At 68.9% G+C, this 20749-nt stretch carries 16 protein-coding genes and 1 pseudogene; 7 read left to right on the forward strand and 10 right to left on the reverse strand.

The features are described from left to right. Window positions 1-54 precede the first annotated feature (54 nt). Entirely contained in the window at window positions 55-3138 is a 3084-nt protein-coding gene (locus AS97_RS05310; RefSeq protein ID WP_210564424.1) for an FAD-binding and (Fe-S)-binding domain-containing protein, read from the reverse strand. Between the two features lie 536 nt (window positions 3139-3674). On the opposite strand from AS97_RS05310, the gene AS97_RS05315 reads away from it, so the two are divergent. From AS97_RS05315 to AS97_RS46910, 4 genes and pseudogenes are all read left to right on the forward strand, one after another. Next, window positions 3675-4265, forward strand: coding sequence for a GDSL-type esterase/lipase family protein (locus tag AS97_RS05315; protein WP_247204241.1), 591 nt, complete (start codon window positions 3675-3677; stop codon window positions 4263-4265). Window positions 4266-4626: 361 nt separating this feature from the next. After that, window positions 4627-5044: pseudogene (locus AS97_RS05320) on the forward strand (DUF2975 domain-containing protein). After that, entirely contained in the window at window positions 5044-5265 is a 222-nt protein-coding gene (locus AS97_RS05325; RefSeq protein WP_037952025.1) for a helix-turn-helix transcriptional regulator, read from the forward strand. The pseudogene AS97_RS05320 and the gene AS97_RS05325 overlap by 1 nt, the downstream one beginning before the upstream one ends. A 392-nt stretch (window positions 5266-5657) precedes the next feature. Continuing rightward, the gene (locus AS97_RS46910; protein ID WP_247204242.1) at window positions 5658-7139 is read left to right on the forward strand and encodes a methyltransferase domain-containing protein; all 1482 of its coding nucleotides are present in this window, start codon (window positions 5658-5660) and stop codon (window positions 7137-7139) included. Window positions 7140-7592: 453 nt separating this feature from the next. Here AS97_RS46910 and AS97_RS05340 read toward each other — a convergent pair whose 3' ends face one another. The 7 genes from AS97_RS05340 to AS97_RS05370 all read right to left on the reverse strand — a co-directional run bounded on the left by AS97_RS05340 (window position 7593) and on the right by AS97_RS05370 (window position 15075). Next, window positions 7593-8516 (reverse strand): DUF296 domain-containing protein, encoded by a 924-nt coding sequence (locus tag AS97_RS05340; RefSeq protein WP_210564425.1) that lies wholly within the window; start codon window positions 8514-8516, stop codon window positions 7593-7595. Beyond that, window positions 8513-10078, reverse strand: coding sequence for an AMP-binding protein (locus AS97_RS05345; RefSeq protein ID WP_210564426.1), 1566 nt, complete (start codon window positions 10076-10078; stop codon window positions 8513-8515). Before AS97_RS05345 ends, AS97_RS05340 begins: the two co-directional genes overlap by 4 nt. Window positions 10079-10122: 44 nt before the next feature. Then, window positions 10123-11301 carry an acetyl-CoA acetyltransferase gene (locus AS97_RS05350; RefSeq protein WP_059143878.1) on the reverse strand — a complete coding sequence of 393 codons (1179 nt, stop codon included), beginning with the start codon at window positions 11299-11301 and terminating at the stop codon, window positions 10123-10125. Beyond that, window positions 11298-11450 carry a hypothetical protein gene (locus AS97_RS05355; RefSeq protein ID WP_161500445.1) on the reverse strand — a complete coding sequence of 51 codons (153 nt, stop codon included), beginning with the start codon at window positions 11448-11450 and terminating at the stop codon, window positions 11298-11300. Before AS97_RS05355 ends, AS97_RS05350 begins: the two co-directional genes overlap by 4 nt. 74 nt (window positions 11451-11524) lie before the next feature. Continuing rightward, the gene (locus tag AS97_RS05360; protein WP_086709134.1) at window positions 11525-12898 is read right to left on the reverse strand and encodes an MFS transporter; all 1374 of its coding nucleotides are present in this window, start codon (window positions 12896-12898) and stop codon (window positions 11525-11527) included. 49 nt (window positions 12899-12947) lie between these two features. After that, on the reverse strand, window positions 12948-13757 hold the full coding sequence (locus tag AS97_RS05365; protein ID WP_210564427.1) for an SDR family NAD(P)-dependent oxidoreductase: 810 nt from the start codon (window positions 13755-13757) through the stop codon (window positions 12948-12950). Between the two features lie 103 nt (window positions 13758-13860). Continuing rightward, window positions 13861-15075 (reverse strand): PucR family transcriptional regulator, encoded by a 1215-nt coding sequence (locus AS97_RS05370; RefSeq protein ID WP_210564428.1) that lies wholly within the window; start codon window positions 15073-15075, stop codon window positions 13861-13863. 110 nt (window positions 15076-15185) lie between these two features. Here AS97_RS05370 and AS97_RS05375 point away from each other — a divergent pair, with 110 nt between their 5' ends. Continuing rightward, the gene (locus tag AS97_RS05375; RefSeq protein ID WP_059143882.1) at window positions 15186-15980 is read left to right on the forward strand and encodes an SDR family NAD(P)-dependent oxidoreductase; all 795 of its coding nucleotides are present in this window, start codon (window positions 15186-15188) and stop codon (window positions 15978-15980) included. An 830-nt stretch (window positions 15981-16810) separates the two neighbouring features. Here AS97_RS05375 and AS97_RS05380 read toward each other — a convergent pair. After that, the gene (locus AS97_RS05380) at window positions 16811-17443 is read right to left on the reverse strand and encodes a TetR/AcrR family transcriptional regulator (protein ID WP_059143883.1); all 633 of its coding nucleotides are present in this window, start codon (window positions 17441-17443) and stop codon (window positions 16811-16813) included. Between the two features lie 95 nt (window positions 17444-17538). Between AS97_RS05380 and AS97_RS05385 the strand changes: the two genes are divergently transcribed. Further along, window positions 17539-18714, forward strand: a complete 1176-nt coding sequence (locus AS97_RS05385) for a serine hydrolase domain-containing protein (RefSeq protein WP_247204243.1) — start codon at window positions 17539-17541, stop codon at window positions 18712-18714. 98 nt (window positions 18715-18812) lie between these two features. Here AS97_RS05385 and AS97_RS05390 read toward each other — a convergent pair whose 3' ends face one another. Next, complete coding sequence (locus AS97_RS05390; RefSeq protein WP_059143884.1) at window positions 18813-19646, reverse strand: HutD family protein; 834 nt, start codon at window positions 19644-19646, stop codon at window positions 18813-18815. A 252-nt stretch (window positions 19647-19898) separates the two neighbouring features. Between AS97_RS05390 and AS97_RS05395 the strand changes: the two genes are divergently transcribed. Continuing rightward, window positions 19899-20453: a zeta toxin family protein gene (locus tag AS97_RS05395; protein ID WP_201724564.1), complete on the forward strand. Its 555-nt coding sequence runs from the start codon at window positions 19899-19901 to the stop codon at window positions 20451-20453. The last annotated feature ends 296 nt before the right edge of the window (window positions 20454-20749 follow it).

Here is a 20749-nt window from a genome sequence, read left to right on the forward strand (position 1 = left end):
GTGGTCTGGCTGAGGTGTCGCCGTGGTACGGCGGTTACGGCCGGGACCCGCCGCTCACCGGCGGCGGTGGCGCACCAGGGTGCGGACACCGGCCACCGCGGCCCCGGTGACGGCGAGTGCGGCGGCGCCGGTGGCCAGGCGGGCGTCCCGCAGGGAGGGTTCGGGGCGGCGGAGGAGCTTTTCGGGCTGGTGCGCGGGCGGCGGCCCGTCCAGGCCGAGGGACAGGGCCTCGGCCAGGTGCATCGCGCGTCGGCCGGTGTCGCCCTGTTCGATCTGGGTGCGGCAGCTGAATCCGTCCGCGAGGACCAGTGCGCCGGGCGAGGTGTCACGTACGGCGGGCAGGACGCCTTGTCCGGCGATGGCCATCGACAGATCGTGGTGGCCGCGTTCGAACCCGAAGTTGCCCGCGAGCCCGCAGCACCCCTCGTCCAGGACGTCGGCGACAAGGCCTGACCGGCGCATCAGCTCCCGGTCGGCGTCATCCTTGAGCACGGCGTGCTGATGGCAGTGCGTCTGTACCGTGGCCGTCCTGCTGAGCTTCGGCGGCTGCCAGCCGGGAGCGTCATTGACCAGCAGTTCCGAGAACGTGCGGAACTGCCGGGCAAGCCGCTGGATGTCCTGGTCCTCGGGCAGCAGTTCGGGTGCGTCGGCGCGGAAGACCGCGGTGCACGAGGGCTCCAGGCCGACGATCGGAGTGCCGGCCTCGACCCACGGCCGCAGGGTGTCCACCGTGCGGGCGAGGACGCGTTTGGCCGTGGCGAGCTGTCCGGTGGAGATCCAGGTCAGGCCGCAGCATACGGCGCGGGTGGGGACCGCCACGCGGAACCCCGCGTCCTCCAGCACCCGCACCGCCGACTGCGCGATGTTCGGCTGGAAGAAGTTGCTGAAGGTGTCCGGCCACAGCACGACCGCGTTCGCGTCGCCGGGCTCCGGTCGCGACCCGTCACGCGCCTGCCACCACTGGAGGAACGACTCCGGTGCGAAGGCCGGAGCGTTCCGCTCGGTGGCCACCCCGGCCAGGGCCTTCCCGAGCCGGGCGATGCCGGGGGCGTTCAGTACGGCGTTGACCAGCCGCGGCGAGATCCGTGACAGGCGGGCCCACACCGGGAGCCAGCCCATCGAGTAGTGGGCGGCCGGACGGAGCCGCCCGGCATAGTGATGGGCGAGGAACTCGGCCTTGTAGGTGGCCATGTCCACCCCGACCGGGCAGTCGGACTTGCAGCCCTTGCAGGCCAGGCACAGGTCGAGGGCATCACGGACCTCGGTGGAACGCCAGCCGTCGGAGATCGTCGAGTCGGCGTGCCCCTCCAGCATCTCGAACAGCAACCGGGCACGGCCGCGGGTGGAGTGTTCCTCCTCGCCGGTCGCCCGGTACGAGGGGCACATCACGCCGCCGGTGTGGGTACGGCAGTTGCCGATGCCGACGCAGCGCATGGCCGCATGGGTGAAGGATCCCTGGTCGTCGGGGTAGCCGAAGTGCGGCTGGTGGGTGCGCGGCCGCCAGTGCGGGCCCAGTCGCAGATCCTCATCCACCGGATGGGGAGCCACGACCTTGCCGGGGTTCATCCGGTTGTCCGGATCGAAGAGGTCCTTCACCTCGCCGAACGCGGTGACCAGCCGGTCGCCGAACATCCGCGGCAGCAGTTCGCCGCGGGCCTGCCCGTCGCCGTGTTCCCCGGAGAGCGATCCTCCGTAGGAGGTGACCAGATCCGCGGCCCGGACGAGGAAGTCCCGGAAGGCCGCGACGCCCTCCGCGCTGGTCAGCTCGAAGGGGATGCGGGTGTGCACGCATCCCTGGCCGAAATGTCCGTACAGCGAGGAGAGACCATAACCGAACCGCTCGAACAGCCGCTTGAGGTCGCGGAGGTAGTCGCCGAGCCGCTCCGGCGGAACGGCCGAGTCCTCCCAGCCCTCCCAGGTCTCGCGCCCGTCCGGTGGGCGCGCCGTCAAGCCCAGCCCGGCCTCCCGGGCCCGGAGCATCTTCTGCTCCCGCCGGGGGTTGTCGGAGAACGTCACGGTGCCGTCGTCCTCGCGGCGGCCGATCGCCCGCAGCAGCGTTCGGCCCTGCTCATCGACACTTTCCTGGGTATCGCCGCTGAACTGCAGCAAGAGCCAGCTGTTCCCGGACGGAAACTGTTCCAGGGAATCGAGATAGGCGTTTTCCTCCCGCATGAGCTGCGCCATCCGGTCGTCCAGGGCCTCCAGCTGAGTGGGGCGGCTGTTGTCCAGGAGCCGGGGAACGTCGTCCGCTGCCGCGCAGATGTCGTCATAACCGAGCACCAGCAGGGATTCGTACGGTGGTACCGGCACCAGATCCAGCTCGGCCCGCAAAACGGTGACCAGGGTGCCCTCGCTTCCCACCAGCGTGCGGGCGAGGTCGAAGCCGTTCTCCGGGAGGAGCGAGTCCAGGTTGTACCCCGATACGCGCCGAGGAATGGCGGGAAAGCCGCGCCGGATGTCCCCCAGATAGCGGTCGACGATGTCCCGCAGCCCTTGGTAGATCTCCGCGCGGCGGCCACCGGCCGCGATGACTGCCGCGAACTCGTCGTCCGCGGTGCGACCGACCCAGCAGCGGGTTCCGTCGTAGGTCAGGACCTCCAGCCGCCGTACGTTGTCCACCGTCTTGCCGTAGGCCTGAGCGGACGCGCCGCAGGAGTTGTTGCCGATCATGCCGCCCAGCGAGCAGTGGCTGTGTGTCGAGGGCTTGGGCCCGAACTTCAGCCGGTGGGCGGCCAGCCGGCGGTTGAGCTCGTCGAGCACGATGCCCGGCTCCACCACACAGGTCCGCCGGTCGGTGTCGACCGATACCAGCCGGTCGCAGTACTTCGTCCAGTCGATGACGACCGCCGCGTTGGTGCACTGGCCTCCGAGGCTGGTTCCGCCGCCCCGGTTGAGCACGGGAGCATCGAACCGGGCGCAGACCGCGACGGCTTCGGCTCCGGCCTCCACCGTCCGTGGCACCACCACACCGATCGGCACCTGGCGGTAGTTCGAACCGTCCGTGGAATACGCGCCCCGGCTGCCCGCGTCGAAACGCACCTCCCCGTCGACGCTCTCGCGCAACGCCTTCTCCAACGTCCTGGCCCGTGCGTTGCGCTCATCGCCGCCGATGGCGGCCCTCCGACCTTTCCTGAGCATGGGCACCTTCCCGCTGTGGCTTCCGAGGCTGTGACCGGCCCCTTGAACGAGTTCCCCTTCCTCGCTCCTCATCCCGCCCGAAGTGCCGGGCCCTCCCCGTTCGGCTCAGTACCCCGAGCCCGCGGGCGGAGCCGGGGCCCGCCGTACGACCGGACGCCGGGGCGGGACGACGGGCGGTGGCCGCAGGCGCCGCGACCGAAGGCGAGGACATCGACACGAAGATCACATGGCTCAGGACCTCACGGGCCTCCGGGTCAGTGGTCCTGCCCTGATCGCGTCCGGACGGGCAACGCGCGACGACAGGCTCAGGGACGCAGCGGCGCGGCTCCTCAGCGTTTCTGGCGCGAGCGGTGGAAAGGCCAGACCGCGGGCACGAACCAGCAGGTCACAGACCAGAGCAGGGCCGCGGCCCGGTGGTGGAGACGCGGACCTGGACGCGGGACCTGGACGCATCGCGGCGATCAGGGGCCCCCGGCGATGTGCGATCGGCGAGTGGGCCAAGCCGTAGGGTTGGCCCGATGAGCAGGGATCTACGCATGTGCTTCATCGGCGACTCCTTTGTCCAGGGCATCGGTGATCCGGAGCACCGAGGTTGGGTTGGCCGGGTGCTCCAGGCCACCTGCGGTGATGTCACGGCCTTCAATCTCGGGATCCGGCGCAACACCTCCGAGGATGTCCTGCGTCGCTGTTGGCAGGAGGTCGCACCGCGCACCCTGCCCGATGCCGACAATCGGCTGGTCATTTCCTTCGGCAGCAACGACATGGTTGAGGAGGAGGGCACGGTCCGCGTTGACCCCTCCCGCTGTGTGGACAACCTGGCCTCGCTCCTCGACGGGTGCGGGCAGCGGGCGGTCGGTGCGCTGGTCGTAGGTCCCCCGCCCGTCGTCGACGCAGGTGAAGGCCATCTGCGACGGACCTCGCAACTGGCCGAGGAGATGGCCGCGCTCTGCCGTTCGCGGCACGTCCCGTTCATCGCCACGACCCAGGCCCTTGCCAATGACCCCGCCTGGACAAGGGAAGCGCTGGCCGGCGACGGTGCCCACCCAGGCAGCGCGGGCTACCACAGGCTCACTGACATCGTCCTCGCCGGCACGTGGCACGAATGGATCGCTCGCCCAGGCCAATAGCCGACTTCCGCCACCCGGCGTCATCCCAGGTCACCGCGCTCGCCAGGCTCTTCCGCGAGATCTGATCCCGCACGGCGATGGCCTCCGCGTCAGAGGGGCGCTCCCCTGGTCACCGCCGCACCTGGTTCGACGCGGGCGTGACGCCCGCCCCGTGAAGGCAGGCGCCGCCCATTGATGCCGACCGCGACGACCATCGCGCCAATACCCGCGACCTGGTCGTCCACTGGCACAGATCGCCCTCCACACAGGAGATGCCGGACCAGGGCTTCGGCATAGCCCACCACCCATCCTCCGTCTCACCTCTTGATTCACCTATCGAGATTCGATAGGTCTCCATCGTCACTCGATGGAAGGATGGGGCATGGGACAGCTGGCAGTGCGTGCGCCTCGCGCCATGCTCGTGGTGGTGCCGCCGGCTGACCCCGCTGCGCGTGATCACGATTCTGGGCATGGTGTCGGCCCAGGTCGCCCTGGTCAGCGTATGGCGGCTGGTGACGATGGTGCGAGGTGGAACCGATGTTGTCCCATGCCGCCTTCCGGTACGTGGACGCCGTGATCGGCGCGATCGTGGCGGCCGCCCTTCTGTGGTCCGCGGTCACGGCCCTCAATGCACCGGGCCAGCGGGACGATCCGGGCGTCACCGTCATCATGGGTGGGTTGGCGTGGCCATCCTGGGGGTCGCGCTCATCGTGCTCGTGCTGCGGATGCTGCTCGCCCAGGCCGTCGCGCGTGACGTCGAAGCGGCACAGATGCAGGCCAAGCTGGACGAGGTGATCTGATGCCGATCGTCGTCGACATCGACGTCATGCTGGCCAGGCGGAAGATGTCCGTGGGCGACCTCGCGGACCGCGTAGGGATCACGCCCGCCAACCTCGCGGTGCTCAAGAACGGCCGCGCCAAGGCGGTGCGTTTCGCAACGCTCGCCGCGCTCTGCGAGGTGCTCAAGTGCCAGCCGGGCGACCTGCTGCGCTGGGAGGCCGAGGACGCCGCGGGCGAATGACGTGCCCCCGGGCGTGCGTGAAAACGCGCGGCTCCACGGCCCGGGACACGGCACCTGGACCGCAACGCCCGGTTGGTCGGCCGGCGACTCCGGCCCTGTGCCATGCCGCCAGGATTCGTCCAACTGCCCTATGACTCACACCCGGACCGATCTTCGTCTGCTCTTCGTCTGCCCATGCGCCAACTGCGCGTTGCGCGGTGTCCCCCTCCAGGCCGGCGCGCACAAACACTGTTCCGCGGACCCCGCCCGGAGCCGGCACAAGGCTCGCCGCCCGCTTCCCAATCCGTGCCGTTGCGGAGAGGATCCCATCCAACGGCGTCGGCCACCCCGGTCTTCCACATCCTCTGCGCTGCCGCCGTGGATCCGTCGCTATAGGGAAGGACGTGTCCCTGGTGTTCACCACACGGAATGAATGGAACACCGGCTATGCCGATGGCCGCCGCTATCGCCCGCTCAGCGACCGTGAGCGGTCACTGCTCGCCACACACCTCCCCGCCCCTGTCGACGGCAAGGCCCTCGACGTCGGGTGCGGGGTCGGTGAACTCGCCGCCCACCTGTCCTCGCTCGGCTACCACGTCGACGCCGTCGACTGGTCCGACAACGCCCTTGCCGAGGCAACCGCCCAGCACGGAAATGCCGCCCGGTGGCTGCGCCTGGACATCGAGCTCGACGACTGGGCGCCGCTGCACGCCGACGGCTACGACGTGATCACCCTACGGTTCGTATATCCCTTCCTGAAGCACCGCGACCGAACCATGCGGGCCCTCGGCCGCCGCCTGCGACCTGGCGCCGCCATCGTGGTCATCGCGCCCCTCGCCGCCGATACCCCGGCCGATCGGCGCGGCATCGCGCTCGACGAGGACGAACTCGCCCGGCTCCGGGCCGGCTGGTCCACCACCGAACGCCACGACGCTGAAGGACTGGCCTTCGTAGTCCTGCGCGGCCCCCACCCGGCCGAGGCCACGCCGCCCTCTGGGCCATCGGCCAACCACACACCACGCACGCTCGCCGAAAGCCCAGGCACGACGCCCACCGCGCGGCAGCACCACTTCACCCTTCAGGAGCGCTACTACGCCCAGGTGGAGTGCGGACGCAAAACCATCGAAGTACGCGTCAGGACCCCCAAGAAAGCCGCCGTCGAAACCGGGGACACGCTCATCTTCCGCGAGCCGGACAGCGGGCGGGAACTCGACATCGTCGCACAGCGAATCACCCCGTACGGCTCATTCGAGGAGCTTCTCGACGCGGAGGACCCAGCCCGTATCGATCCCGACTCCTCGCGTGAGGCGCAACTCGCCAGCCTCCGCCGCATCTACCCGCCGGTCAAGGAAGCCCTCGGCGCCCTCGCTTTCGAGTTCGACCACCGTCCGGGACGGCCCGGCCGCACCATGCCCATGACTCCCGAGGAGTACGTCCAGACGGTGCCCCATCACACGGTGTACAGCTGCCTGTACATCCGCGACGAGCACGATCGCCCGGTACAGCTGCGCTCCGTGTACGGCGACCGGCTGTGGCAGTTGCCCGGCGGCAACGCCGACGCCGGTGAGGACCCCTTGGAGACCGCACGCCGCGAAGCGGCCGAGGAGACCGGACTCGAACTCGGCCGGGGCCAACCACGCCTGCTGCTGACGCACTACCGCCCGCCGGGTCCCCGCCGGCCACTGGGCAAGATCGGTTTCATCTTCGACGGCGGCCGGCTCAGCCCCGAGCAGCTGCGCCACATCCGGCTCGACCCGGCCGAACACGACCTGTGGGCCGTCCATGATCCCGCCCAGTGGCGACAGCTCATGGGCGAGCTGCCCTTCGCCCGTCTCGAAGCCATCGAACGCGCGCGCCAGGGCCGAGGCCCGAACTACCTCGCCACGGGGCCTTGATGCCCAAACCGGATGATGGAGCGCGCAGCTACTACTCTCTTCTCTCTGCTCTCGGGAGTTCCCGTGTCCCTTGAGGACCTCAATGCCGAAGCCTGGGCCCCCTTGTCCTCAGCGACCAGGGCGTGCTCCTCGGCCGGCACCGTCGCGGCACCCTGGAACTACCGGGAGGAACAGTAGAGGCCGAAGCCGTGATCCGTGAACGTGCCGAGGAGACCGATCGCCCGGCCCGACGACGTCACGCGCCAGGACGTGCAGAGCCTCGTTGTCGCCGGAGCGGGTCGAAGAGCAGGTCGGATGCAATGTCAGCCGATCCGCGACACGTCGCGGGGCTAGGTGGGGCAGCAGCACGCGCTGTGAACGGGACCGCGTCCTCGGCGAAGGCGGCCAGGTCCAGCGGGCGGTCGCGGGCCGATGACGGGTCCACTCCGCGCCGGGTGAGAAGGGCGCTCGCGCTCACCGCGCCGCCTCCGTCAGCATCAATTCGTAGGTCATCGCCACCGGGTTGTGCCCGGGCTCGAGCCGTCCGCTGTGGACGATGCCGTGGCGGTCGACGAGATGAGCCTGCAGGTGGGCGCGCATCCGGCCGTCCTCCCGGCGCACCGATCCATCGAGGAACATCACCTCCGTGGCCGGCCCGTCGACCTCGACCACGCTGCCGTCGGGCTGACCCAGGCGTCCACCGATCAGTGAGCCGATCTGCCCGCATACGTTGGCGCCGGCCCAGCCCTGTTCGTCGGCGAGAAACTCGATCACGTTCACCAGGTCCACGTTGGGGCGGATCCGGCACACCATCCCCGCGACCTCGCCGCGGCCGGTGTCGGCGATTCGACGAGGAGTGAACAGCGACATCTCCGTCTCCGGGTCGGGGTGGACCTCGATCTGGACATCCGTGGCGATGGACAGCTGGGCCCGGACGCCTGCGCCGAGTACCACGCTCTCGGGGATGAGGTGACCAGCCCCGCGGACCCCGTTGGCATCGACGAACAGGGCGTGGCTGTGTGAGAACACCGCGCCCTCTTTCAGGCCGAGGGTCAGCCCGCCGCGAACCAGCCTGCCCGGAGCCGCCCCCGACCGCGGGTCGCTGAAGGTGGCGACAGGACCACCGGGAGGCCCGAGAGCGGGTACGTAATAGGAGAACCCCGCCAACTCGCCACCGACAAGTTGCCCACAGCCCGACCTGCCGCCCGTCTCTGCGAGAAGCTGTTCCAACGCGGCCAGCAGCGGGAGCCCGGCAGGCAACTCAACATCGTGTGTCGTGAGGCGCGTCTCCACCGCCACCACCCGCTCCGCGGCAGCCGGACCGGGATGGGTCAGCCTCGGCGCTCCGGGATCCGGTGCGGCCGGGCCTGTCGTCGAACCGACCGAGTCGGCCGTCATCGAGAACCTCCCTTGGGCCAGACACCGGCGTCCTGGAGAAGCTGACGCAGGACCGGCGTGGTGACCTTGCCGTAGGCGGTGGTCGGCAACTGGTCCACGAGATGAACGCGCTTGGGTGCCTTGTAGCGAGCCATGTGTTCGCGGCACCAGCCCAGCAGATCCTCGGCGGTGAGCCCGTCGTCGACCACCGCGACGGCGTAACCGACCTCGCCCCAGTCCGGATCGGGCGCACCGACCACGCCCGCCGCCTGCACCTTCGGGTGGGTCACGAGCTTCTCCTCGACTTCACGGGGGTCGATGTTCGACCCTCCGGAGATGTACATGTCCGAGGCTCGCCCGGTGATGTAGAGCAGCCCGCGCTCGTCGAGTACGCCCAGGTCGCCGGTGCGGAACCAACCGTCCTGGAACGCCTTGGCGTTCGCCTCGTCATTCTCGAGGTAGCCGGCGAAAACAGCGGGACCCACGACGCAGATCTCGCCCCGCTCGCCGCTGGGGACCGGGTTGCCGTCGGCGTCGCGGATCGAGATGGTCATGCCGGTGCGGGGATAGCCCGCGGTGACGATGCCCTGGTACGTGGGCACGTCGTCGTGGAGAGCCGGAGGCAGGACGGTGATGGCTCCGGTGACCTCGGCCAGACCGTAATACTGCTCGATCACCGCGCCGAGCACCTCATAGGCCCGGCGCTGGTCCTGCCGGGTGATCGGCGCACCGGCGTAGATGACGTAGCGCAGCGACGAGTGGTCGGTGTCCCCGGCGACGGACTGGACCAGTCTGTTGAGGATCGTCGGTACGGTGAACATCGTCGAGATACGGTGCTCGGCCACGAGCTCCCATGCCTGTGCCGTGTCGAGCGACCCGCCGGGCAGCAGCACGATCCGCGCACCGCGGGCAACGTGAGTGAGCACATGCACGCCGGCTCCGTGCGAGAGCGGCGCCAACACCAGCGTGGCGTCGTCGCTCGACAGGCCCGGCATCAGGTCGGCGATGTGGTTGTTGATGATGAACGCGAGGTGGTCGTGGGTCAGCACGGCCGCCTTCGGGCGGCCGGAGCTGCCGGAGGTGAAGAAGAACCAGGCAGGATCCCCCGTCATCACCTCGGCATCGGGCACTCGAGCGCCGAGGTGTTTGTCGATGAGCCGCCCTACATGGGGGGTGGCACCGCTGCCCGGGGCGTCGGAAATGGCCCAGGACGGTGTGGCATCCAGCGCCGCGGCGTGGTCCTCGGCGCCCGCTCCGACGATCAGCAGGGCCGGGCGTACGACCTCGGCGAGCTGGACGAGTTCCTCGGCGGTCAGCTTCGCGTTCGTCGGTGTGACGATCCCGCCGACCCGCCAGGTTGCGAACATGACACTGAGGTAGTCGCGGCTGTTGGGCGCGTGCAGCATGACCACGTCACCACTGCCGACACCGGCATCGGTCAACGCGGCGGCCAGAGCATCGGCCCTGTCGTCGAGCTCGCCCCATGTCCAGACCACGTCGCCGCGGATCAGGGCGGTCTGGTCACGCCGTCGAGCAGCCTGCTGGCGCAGCAGGGTGGACAGGTTGCTGGTCCTCCGAGTCACCGATGGTGTGCGGGAACCGGTCCTCGGATCGGGCGCCATCTCGGTCACCAAGCCTCCAGAACGCTGGCGTAGTTTGCGACGGCGACACCGCCCATGTTGAACACCCCGGCCAGCTCCGCCCGCGGAAGCTGCATGTCGCCGGCGGTGCCGGTCAGCTGCATCGCCGCGATGGCGTGCATCGAGACGCCGGTCGCCCCGAGGGGGTGCCCTTTCGCCTTGAGCCCTCCGGATCGGTTGACGGGCAGTTTGCCATGAGGGCCGGCCAACCCCTCCTCCAGCACCCGGTGGCCCTGACCGCGCTCGGCCAGTCCGAACGCCTCGTACTGCAGCAGTTCCGCGATGGTGAAGCAGTCATGGGTTTCCACCAGGTCCAGGTCGAGGGTGGTGAGACCGGCCTGTTCCAGGGCCTGGCCCCAGGCGCGGCGTACGCCCGCGAACTCGAGCGGATCCCTGCGCGAGAGGGCCATGACGTCGTTGGCCTGAGCGCGTGACCGGAATCCGACCCGCTGTGGCGCGCTCCTCGCCAGGTCGGCCGAGGCGACGACGAGAGCCGCCGCGCCATCAGAGATCATGGAACAATCGGTGCGACGCAGCGGAGGTGCGACGAACGGGTTCTTCTCCGACGGAGAGTTGCAGAAGTCGAAACCGAAGTCGCGACGCATATGGGCATAGGGATTGTCCACACCATTACGGTGGTTTTTCGCCGCGATCTGCGCCATCGCACGGCTCGGGTCGCCATACCGCTCGGCGTATGCACTGGCCAAGGTGGCGAAGACGCCGGCGAAACCGGCTTCTTCCCCTCCCTCCTCGCGGACATAGCAGCCCGAGAGCATGAGCTCGGAGGCACGAGCTGTCGGGACTCCGGTCATCTTCTCCGCGCCGACCACCACGGCGAGGCGTCCGCGGCCCGACTCCACGAAATCGAGCGCGGCGTACAAAGCCGCGGAGCCGGTGGCACAGGCGTTCTCCAGCCGGGTGGCCGGGATGCCGACGAGCCCGGGAACGGCGATCGACACCAATCCCGCCTGAAAGTCCTGAAGGGAGAAGCCGTTGTTATAGACGCCGACGAAGATCCCGTCGACATCACCGGCCGCCACGCCGGCATGTTCGAGCGCACCGGGCAACACCGATCCCATCAGGGTTGTCGTGTCCGGCGCTTCGAGCCGCCCGAATGGAGAATGGCTCCAGCCAATGATCGACGCCCCACTGGTGGCCGCGCTCATGCCGGCACCTCCCCCGTGCGGATGGCGCCCCTGAACGTCGGATCGCCGGATCCTCCGGGGGCGACGGTGTGGATGACGGAACCGGCGGCGACCAGGACCAGCATCATCCTGGGAACCGTCTCGAAGCCGGCCTTGACAGGCATGGGCATGGCGCGAACCTCCTGGACATGGCATCAGGCGGGGGCGGACTCGGTGCACAGCTCGGGCGCTTCGACGGTAACGGTCACGGAACTGTACGCGGTGTCGGGGACGCCTCTGCGGGCCGCGCCTCGGCTGTCGGCTGGGCGCGGAATCGTCTGCCGAAGGCCAGCAGCACGATCGCCGAGGCGAACATGACCACACCGACAACCCAAAGGCCCGCCTTTGAGGTACCGGTGAGGTCCAAGAGCCAGCCGGTGAGGTAAGGAGCCGCGAAACCCGCGGCGGCACCCATGGTGTTCACTACGGCGATGCCGCTGGCCGCGGCCGGGCCGGTGAGGAAGGTCGAGGGCAGGTACCAGAATACGGGGAATGCGGCATAGATCCCGATGGCGGTGAGGCTGATGACCGCCATCGCTCCGGCGGGGGACCGCATGTACATCGCCACAGGAACGGTGATCGCGGCGAGCAGCGTGGGGAGGGCGACGTGCCAGATGCGCTCGCCGGTCCGGTCGGAGTGCCGTGACCAGATGACCAGAGCAATCGCGCCTATGGCGAAGGGGATGGCGACGATCAGCGCTGATTGGAAGGTCGAGAACTCGGTGTGGAAGCTCTCCGCGAACCCGGCCACGATGGTCGGCAGGAAGAAGGACAAGGCGAACAGGCCATAGCCCAGACCGAAGTAGACGAATCCCAGTACCCATACCCGGGCATCCCGCAGGGACTGGCGTACGGAGGTATGTCCGCCCTCTGCCGTGGCCCTTTGTTCGGCGGCCATTGTCGCGTGCAGCCATGCGCGTTCGCCGGGGGTGAGCCATTGAGCTTGGCGTGGGTAGTCGGTGAGGTAGAACCAGGCGGCGATGCCGAGTGCCACCGTGGGGACGCCCTCGATCAGGAACATGACCCGCCATCCGGCCAGGCCGAAAAATCCGTGCAGGTACTCGATAATCGCGCCCGACAAGGGAGCGCCCAGCGCGGACGAGACCGGCAACGCGATCATGAACAGGCCGATCAGCCGGACGCGGACGGTTCGTGGGAACCACCAGGTCAAATAGAGCATGACGCCGGGGAAGAAACCGGCTTCGGCGACGCCCAGCAGGATTCTTCCGATGTAGAGCGTGGTTGGGCTGTTCACGAACGCGATGCCGATCGCGACCAGTCCCCACGTGACCATGATCCGGGCGATCCAGCGTCGCGCGCCGAATCGGTGCAGCGCGAGGTTGCTCGGCACCTCGAAGAATACATAGCCGACGAAGAAGAGGCCGCTCGCCAGACCGTACGCGGTTTCGCTGAGACCGAGGTCTTTGCTCATGGTCAAATTGGCGAACGCAATGTTGGTGCGGTCCAGATAATTGAGCAGATAGGCCACCGCAAGGAACGGAATCAGCCGGAGGGCAACCTTCCGGACGACGCGTGCCTGGACGGCGCCGGGTAGTGGTCGAGGATTTTCTGAATCCATTGGGCCGGCTCCTTTGCGGGCTCCATTGAAGGCTGTCGAGCGGGGGCCGCTACCCGAGCGCCGCGCCGCCGCACACACGCAGCACCTGTCCAGTGACGTACGCGGCCGCGGGCGAGGCGAGATAGGCCACGGCCGCCCCGATTTCTTCGGGCTTTCCCATACGCGGCAGGATCTGTTGACCAAGGTCGTATGCCACGCTTTCGGTGAGCGGCGTGGCGATCGGACCAGGTGCCACCGAATTGACCGTGATCCCCAGGGCGCCGACCTCTTTGGCCAGCCATTTGGTGAGGGCGATGACGCCGCCCTTGGAAGCCGCGTACGCGGGCCCGGATCGCCCCTGGTCCTCGCTGCCCGAGGAGGGACCGCCCATCAGGCCACTGATCGAGCTGATATTGATGATCGCGCCGGCACGCCGCTCGCTCATCCAGGGGCTGATGGCGGCGCGGCAGAACAGGAACGTGCCGCGAAGGTTGGTGTCGAGGTCACGGAACCATTCATCGTCGGTGATCCCGGTCAGACCTGCCCGGCTGGCCGTCCCGGCGTTGTTGACGAGGATGTCCAGGTGCCCGAAGCGCGCGGCGGTGCCGGAGACCACCTCGTCGACCTGATCACGTTCGCGCACATCGACCGTCTTGCCCTCGTGGATACCGGCAGGGAAACCGTCCCGTAGGAGCGCCACCGTCTCGCTCGGGTCACGAAGGTCGGCGACTACGGTGTGGACGCCTCGCCGGGCCAGTTCCACAGCGATCGACTGGCCGATTCCGCGGGCGGCTCCGGTGACCAGTGCGACCTTCCCGGTGAGGTCGAACGGGTCGGTTCCGGCTCGCGTCGCCTCGACGGTACGGCGAACGGTGCTCATCTCGCGTCCCCTGCGGTTGTGTGGTCATGTCCGGAGCAGAATGCGCCTCTGCGACCGTGTGCCACTACAGATGCCGGTTGGAATGCGGACGCTGATTTTCCTCTTATTGTCGAACCCTGGCCTGCATGAGGTCCATCATGATGAGACCCAGGTGGAGCACGAGCCGGGTACGGCCGTCGGCCAGGTCGAGGCCGGTGAGTTCACCGATGCGGCCGAGGCGGTAGTAGAGCGTGGTGCGGTGGATGTGCAGCGCTTCCGATGTCGCGGGACCCGAGCACGCGTGGTCCAGATAGGCACGCAGGGTCTCGGTGAGCTTCTGACCATGGTCGATGTCGAGAAGGCGGCGTAGCTCGACCGGCAGCGCGCTCGCGCTGAGTTCGTCGGCGGGTATGCGGAGCAGCGGGCCGTAAGGGCCGACGTCGGCCCAGGTGGCGACGTCCGTGCCCAGTACTGACGAGGCGGCGCGGCGGGCCAGACGGGCCTGATCCGCTGTTTCCACGGCTCGGTCGAGACCCGCGACGGGGAACCCGACACCGGCGACCGGTGTGAAGCGGCCGGCGGCCAGATCCCGCATACGCTCGACGATCCGTTGCGCGTGTCCGCGGCTGACGCTGTCGGGAATGGGCGCGGCGCCGCCGAGCAGCAGCAACGCACCGCCGGCGGTGACCGCGCGCAATTCGGCCGTCGGGCCGGGCGGGCGACTGAACGTCACGGCGTCGCGAAGCGCCATCTCGACGTGTGACGCGCCCACCGGCTCCGCGGTGAGTGCCACCCCCACGTCGATGGCTGTGACGTGCGCGAACCGGTTGAGTTCGGCGTCCGGGCCGAGATCGGCCAATGCCCGACGGCGCACTGTGGGTTCCGTGCTGACCAGGTCCCGGATGGCTTGTTCGCGGGCGGCCGCGTCGTCATCACCAGGACGTTGGCCCACCAGCATCGGCGCGACGATCCGGACCGTCTCGTTGATCGCCGCGAGCTCGGAGGCGGTGAGGGAACTGTCGGCGTCCATCACCAACAGCAGGCCGAGCAGATCGCCGCGCCACCGGATGGGGACCGCGACGCGGGCCTTCAACCCGATCTCCTCGTAGGGAGGGATGACGCCGGCGGTGGTCCAGGTCCATACGCCCTGGGCGAGGACGTGGCCAATGGCTTTGGGGCCGGCGTCGCGGTGCAGGATCGCCTGGACGCGGACCGGGTCCTCGTCGCCGAAGTGGGCACTGCTGTAGAGCATGCGGACGGCCGGATCGTTGATCACAACGGACCGCTGTAGCTGCTGGGCGAGCTGGTCGACGAGTGGCTGGATTTCGTTGTCGGACACACGTGGATCCTACAAAGAGAGGAACGGCGGCCACGTTTCCTCGTCCGGAGACGGTGCCCGGCGGCCCGTCTCGCGCGGCATCGTGACGGTCACCTGGAGAAGGGCATAACGTGCTTGAACGATTCACGGGCAAGACCGTCATCGTCTTTGGCGCCGGTTCCGCCGGCCAAGGCTGGGGCAACGGCAAGGCGGCGGCGGTCGCTTACGCCCGAGAAGGCGCCACCGTCATCGCGGTCGACCTGCGCAAGCAGGCCGCCATCGAGACCGCCGAGGTGATCGCCGCCGAAGAGGGCCGGGCCGAGGCGTGGGAAGCCGATATCACTTCTGACAGCGAGGTCGCGCACATCGTGGCAGAGGTGATGGCCGCACACGGACGCATCGACGTGCTGCACAACAATGTCGGGGTCACGCAGATGGGCCGTCTCGAGACACTCACCCCGCAGCAATGGGACCGCTCTCTGGACGTGAATCTGTCCGGCGTCTTTCGCACGATGAAGGCCGTCCTGCCAGGCATGGTCGAGCACGGCACCGGCGCGATCGTGAACGTCTCATCGCTGGCCGGAATGCGCTACACCGGCTATCCCTACCCCGCCTATAGTGCCGCGAAAGCCGCGGTCAACCATCTCACGGCGGTGACCGCACTCGAATACGCCCGCACGGGAGTACGCATCAATGCCGTAGCGCCAGGTCTGGTCGAGACCCCGCTGATCTTCGAGCAGATCTCCAGCGAATACTCCTCGACCGAGGAGATGCTCGCCGCGCGGCACGCGGCATCGCCGACTGGACGCATGGGCACGGCCTGGGATGTCGCCCATGCCGCCCTCTTCCTGGCGTCGGACCAAGCAGCCTATGTCACCGGCGTTACTATCCCGGTCGACGGCGGCCTGCATGTCCGCTGCCTGTGAGACCGACCTCGGTCGCCACACTGGCGCCGTCTCATCAAAACCTGCACATGCGTCGAAAGGGCGGCTACGTGGCTCCCTGGAGGGTCACGACAGCCTGACCGGCGGCGCTTCCGCTGCGACTGGCCATGGCCGCGGGAACATCGTCCAACGGGTACTGCTCCGCCCGTGTCCGCGAGGGGCTGTTCGACGAGTCCGTCACTGGCTGGACACGCAGTGGCCGGCTCTGCTCAGGCCCTCCGTCGCCGCATCGTAGCGGCCGCACCGGCGCGGCCTGCGGCAGTGACGCGATGGCGGCGGGCTCCGCCTGGTGCGCACGTCGTCGGGGGCCGCCTCGCGCAGGCGCCGCCCGGCGAGCAGGTGCCGTGGCCTCGGACATCAATCGCGGACGTCGCCCGCAGCGGTTCTCACCCCGCATACGCGGCCGGGTGTGCTGCACCCGGCCGGAGCGCGGGCGCGCTCGGACAACGCCTCCAAGCCGGCATGTCGTCCATGCTGCCGAGATCAACCGCCGGGCACCGGACACCATGACCGCTGTCGCGTGCCACCCCGGCACCGTCCGCTCCGGTCTCGACCCCAACTCCGCACTGACCACGGCGGCGAAGGCAAGCCGGATCGGTCGGCGCCTGACGCGGTCACCGGAGGAGGGCCCCGAGCCGATCGTCAGAATCGCCACCACCGGCCGCAGCAATCTGGGAGACGTCTTCTACAACCGGCCCGGGGCCGGGCGGATCCGGGTTCGCCATGTCCTCCCTTCGGCCGTATCAGAGGGTGGCAGCCGTCCACCGTGGCAACGGCGTCGAGTGTGTCCCAGGGTGCGGCCTCGCGGGTCTCTAACCGAGCTGGGCGCGTCGGCAGGTTCCGGTGAATACGCGGCCGAGGTGGTCGTCCAGCGCGGCGAGGATCGCCGGTTTCGGTGTGCCGTCGGGGTCGATGTGCGTATGCAGGGCGAGTCCTTCGGCGAACGCGACGATGCGCAGGGCCTGGTCGGCCGCGTCGGTCCCCTGAGCGACCTCGCCGCATACCGTTCCATTTTTAATGGCTTGGGCGACACGTGAGCGAATGCCCACGAGGGTCTCTCTCTGGACGCCGGCAAGGCGGGCGTTGTGCGCGGCCTGGTCTGCGAAGGCGAGACGGACCAGGAATTCGGCGCGGCGGGCGTCGTCGAGCGGTACGAGCTCGGTCAGCGCCTGCCGCAGCATCTCGGCGATGGTGCGGCCCTCGGCCTCGCCTCGGTTCACCAGCTCGTCCACTCGTGCGGTGAAACGCCCGTTGACGCGGGTGAACGTGGCCAGCAGCATCTCGTCCTTCGCCGTGAAGTAGTGCTGCACCAGGCCAACGGACATGCCCGCTTCCGCGGCGGTCCGCGCGACGGTCACGGAGGTGAGGCCGTGTCGCACGATCAGGCGTTGGACGGCATCGGTGATCTGCCCGTGGCGGGCGTCATGGTCGGCAACTCTCGGCACATGAGGACGGTACCGCGTGCTATAACCGTATACATATATTGCTACCGGGGAGGGCCCTCGCGATGATCCGACGACGCTCAACTCGCCTGTTAGGCATGGGGCTTGCTCTCGCTTTCCTGCTGCCGCCCGGCATGGCCACTGCGGGCCAGGCCAGTGACGGACAGGCGGCCGGCAGCCGCCGTGACCCGGCTCTGCAGGCCCTGGCCGACCAGGTGGTGGCCGACCCGAATCCCAACCCTGGCGCCTTCCTGCGTGCCCGCCGTGGCTCGGACGACCGCTTCGGCGCGGCCGGCGTCGCCGACCGGTCCGCCGGCACGCCGATGGCACCGGACCTGAAGTTCCGCGCCGGAAGCGTCACCAAGACCTTCACCGCAACGGTCGTCCTGCAACTCGTCGCCGAGCACCGATTGCGACTCGACGACACCGTGCAGAGTCTGCTTCCCGACCAGATCCGCACCGACAACGCACTGTCCGGTGCGCCCATCACTGTCCGCCAGCTGCTCAACCACACGAGCGGGCTGTACGACTACATCGACGGGCTCCTTCCCCACTTCCGCGGGCTTGACCAGTACTGGCCCCGCGACCAGCTGATCGGCATCGGTCTTGCCCAACCCCGGTATTTCCCGGCTCCCGGCACCCGATTCCGGTACTCCAACACCAACTACCTGCTGCTCGACCTGATCGTGGAACGGATCACCGACCGCGATCTGCGCACCAATCTCGAACGCCGCGTCTTCACCCCCCTCAGGCTGCGTGACACCTCCTATCCGTTGGCGCGGAACACCATCGACGGAGCGCACGTACACGGCTACGCGGACGTTTCACCGCTGCTGCCGAACGCGCCGGAGCCAACCCGTTTCGACGTCACCGCGTTCAGCCCGTCCGAGGCTGGGGCATCGGGCGCCCTCGTGACGACCGCGGCCGACATCGCGCGCTTCTACCGGGCCCTGCTGCAAGGACGTCTGCTCCCTTCAGACCTGCTTCGCCGGATGCTCACCGACACGGTCCCCACAACCGGCACCGTCCCACCCGCTGTCGCCTACGGGCTTGGTGTCTACGTCTACGCCACCGGCTGCGGCCGTGCGTACGGCCACGGCGGCAGTGCACTCGGGTACCTGACCTTCGCCCTCAACAGCCGCGACGGGCGCGACCAACTCGTCGCCCACACCAACTGGAACTCGTTCGCCGGCACCGGGATCGACGAGGACTTCTGGACTGCCTTCCAGCGGGGTTACTGCGGAACGCCTGGGCAGATCGGCGGCCGGGTGTGATCGCTCCACGAGGGTGACCTCATGGCCGCGGCGGGCCGGCTGCCAGAGCGTGGCCGCACCCGCCAGACCGGCTCCGAACACGAGGTACTTCGACGAACTCATGGTCGTGAACTCCTGATCCGCGGGTGGCTGGACAGGTCAGCGGGCAGGTGTGGGTTCGGGTGGGGACGGCCCGCCGGTGCTGGGCGGGGGCGGTGCTGGGCGGGAGCGGGCGCGGCATCCGGAGCCGACATCTCGACGCGCACACGGGCCACGGTCGCGCCCTGGAGAGTGAGGCGTGTCCCTTCGGCGCCAGGAAGGATGGTGTCGAAACGCTCCAGCCGTCGGCCGCCGAGCGCGACGATGCCGTCGAGGACCACCAGAGCGGTGGCGAACGCGGCCGAGACCGACAGTCGCGCATCGCCCCCGAGGAGGTCGAGGCTGCCGCGGATACCGCTGCGCACCATGAGGTTGAGCGCCCGCGCCCTGCCGTGAACAGCGGTCGTGGCCACTTCGGCGGTCCCGCCGAACGTGACGATCTGGGTGTACCGCAGATCGTGGACGACACCGTCGATGGACAGCTGAAGGGGCACGGGGGCCGCCGACAGCAGATGGCGCTCCATCCCCGGAAAGGGTGAGAAGGGGCCGGTGTCCTCGATGTCCGCGAGGCTCAGCCGCCACGGGACCGTCTCCGGGGCATCTGCGGCGGGCTCACGGTGGATCTCGCGGGTCCAGCCTCGCCCGTTGGCCCACCGCTGTGGTTCGAGCGTGTCCATCGGGATGACGTGTGCGGTGTCCGCCGAGCCGTTTCCCGGTTCTCCGGCGGGCTTCCTCGGTGATTGCATGTCGAGTGCGTCTCCATCCCGCACGGCCTGGCCGATCGGGTTCAGTGGCAGGGAGGCCGGGGGTGCGGCTTTCGTCGGGGGAAGTACGGAGTGGGTGCGGGTGTTCATCCTGCTCAGGGTCAGTATCCGGCGGTGCCCATGTGGGGGTAGGTCCAGTCCAGGTCGGGGTTCGACCTGCTCATTTTCCTCGGCCGGCCGCGCGAAGCCGAAGAGTGCCGCGCAAGACAGCCCCGCGTACGTCCGCCCCGGGCCGGGCGAAGAAGCTCACGGGTGAGGACCGGCGCGGCCCAACCGTCCGCTTCCGCGGGGCACTTCGATATTCGATCGCGTGAGACGGAGCTGGGCTGCCAGGCTGCGTCCATGGATCACGCGGAAGTGCTCCTCATCGGAGGGCGGGCCGGGGTCGGCAAGACGACGGTGGGGTGGGAGGTTTCGGTGTCGCTCCGAGGTGCGGCGGTCCCCCACGCGGTCATCGACGGTGACTTCATGGGGCAGGTGCATCCCGCTCCGGAAGGAGATCCACACCGCGCGGAGATCACTGAAAGCAATCTGACTGCGGTGTGGACGAACTACGCCCGCCGCGGCTACCGGCGTCTGATCTATACGAACACACTGAGCGTGGTGCCCGAGGCGACCGGCATGTTCGAGCGGGCCATGGGCAGCGGGGTGCGGATCGTGCGGGTTCTTCTCACGGCCACCGACACGACCGCCCGGGAACGGCTGGAGCGCCGGGAAATCGGCTCGGAACTGGAGACAGAGTGGGAGAGCAGTACCCGTAAGGCACGGTTGCTGGACCAGCGGACCCCCGCGGACGCGGTGCGGGTGGCGACGGACGGGCGGGCTGTCGCGGACATCGCGCGCGAGGTGGTGGCCGCCACCGGCTGGGCCGAGCGGCACTCCACGAGCAGGCCGTGATCAGATCGGCGGTCCGGTCCGGCGGTGGCCGCGGCGGACTGCTGATCATCGGTGTGTGAAGGCCGAAGATGGGGGGTGCCGAGCGTGGCACCGGCGCTGCCGAGCTGCGGCGAGGCGGGTCTGCCCGGCGGCGTCGGCGGTCCGGGGCTCCCGAGGACGTCGCCGCGGTGCGGCAGGTGCTGCGGGCCGGAGACGAGCCGTCCGTGGTCGCCCACAGCTACGGCGGCATCGTCACCGCGGAAGCCGCCGCGGGCGTCGGGTCGGTGCGCCATCTGCTGCTGGTCTCCAGCTACCTG

Source organism: Streptomyces sp. AgN23, assembly GCF_001598115.1.
GTDB classification, from domain to species: Bacteria; Actinomycetota; Actinomycetes; order Streptomycetales; family Streptomycetaceae; genus Streptomyces; species Streptomyces antimycoticus.

Bases quoted from the DNA above. Each gene is read 5' to 3' on its own strand.
- AS97_RS05310 (WP_210564424.1), bottom strand. From the start codon at position 3,138: ATGCTCAGGAAAGGTCGGAGGGCCGCCATCGGCGGCGATGAGCGCAAC.
- AS97_RS05315 (WP_247204241.1), top strand. From the start codon at position 3,675: ATGTGCTTCATCGGCGACTCCTTTGTCCAGGGCATCGGTGATCCGGAG.
- AS97_RS05325 (WP_037952025.1), top strand. From the start codon at position 5,044: ATGCCGATCGTCGTCGACATCGACGTCATGCTGGCCAGGCGGAAGATG.
- AS97_RS05340 (WP_210564425.1), bottom strand. From the start codon at position 8,516: ATGACGGCCGACTCGGTCGGTTCGACGACAGGCCCGGCCGCACCGGAT.
- AS97_RS05350 (WP_059143878.1), bottom strand. From the start codon at position 11,301: ATGAGCGCGGCCACCAGTGGGGCGTCGATCATTGGCTGGAGCCATTCT.
- AS97_RS05355 (WP_161500445.1), bottom strand. From the start codon at position 11,450: ATGCCCATGCCTGTCAAGGCCGGCTTCGAGACGGTTCCCAGGATGATG.
- AS97_RS05360 (WP_086709134.1), bottom strand. From the start codon at position 12,898: ATGGATTCAGAAAATCCTCGACCACTACCCGGCGCCGTCCAGGCACGC.
- AS97_RS05365 (WP_210564427.1), bottom strand. From the start codon at position 13,757: ATGAGCACCGTTCGCCGTACCGTCGAGGCGACGCGAGCCGGAACCGAC.
- AS97_RS05385 (WP_247204243.1), top strand. From the start codon at position 17,539: ATGGGGCTTGCTCTCGCTTTCCTGCTGCCGCCCGGCATGGCCACTGCG.
- AS97_RS05390 (WP_059143884.1), bottom strand. From the start codon at position 19,646: ATGAACACCCGCACCCACTCCGTACTTCCCCCGACGAAAGCCGCACCC.
- AS97_RS05395 (WP_201724564.1), top strand. From the start codon at position 19,899: ATGGATCACGCGGAAGTGCTCCTCATCGGAGGGCGGGCCGGGGTCGGC.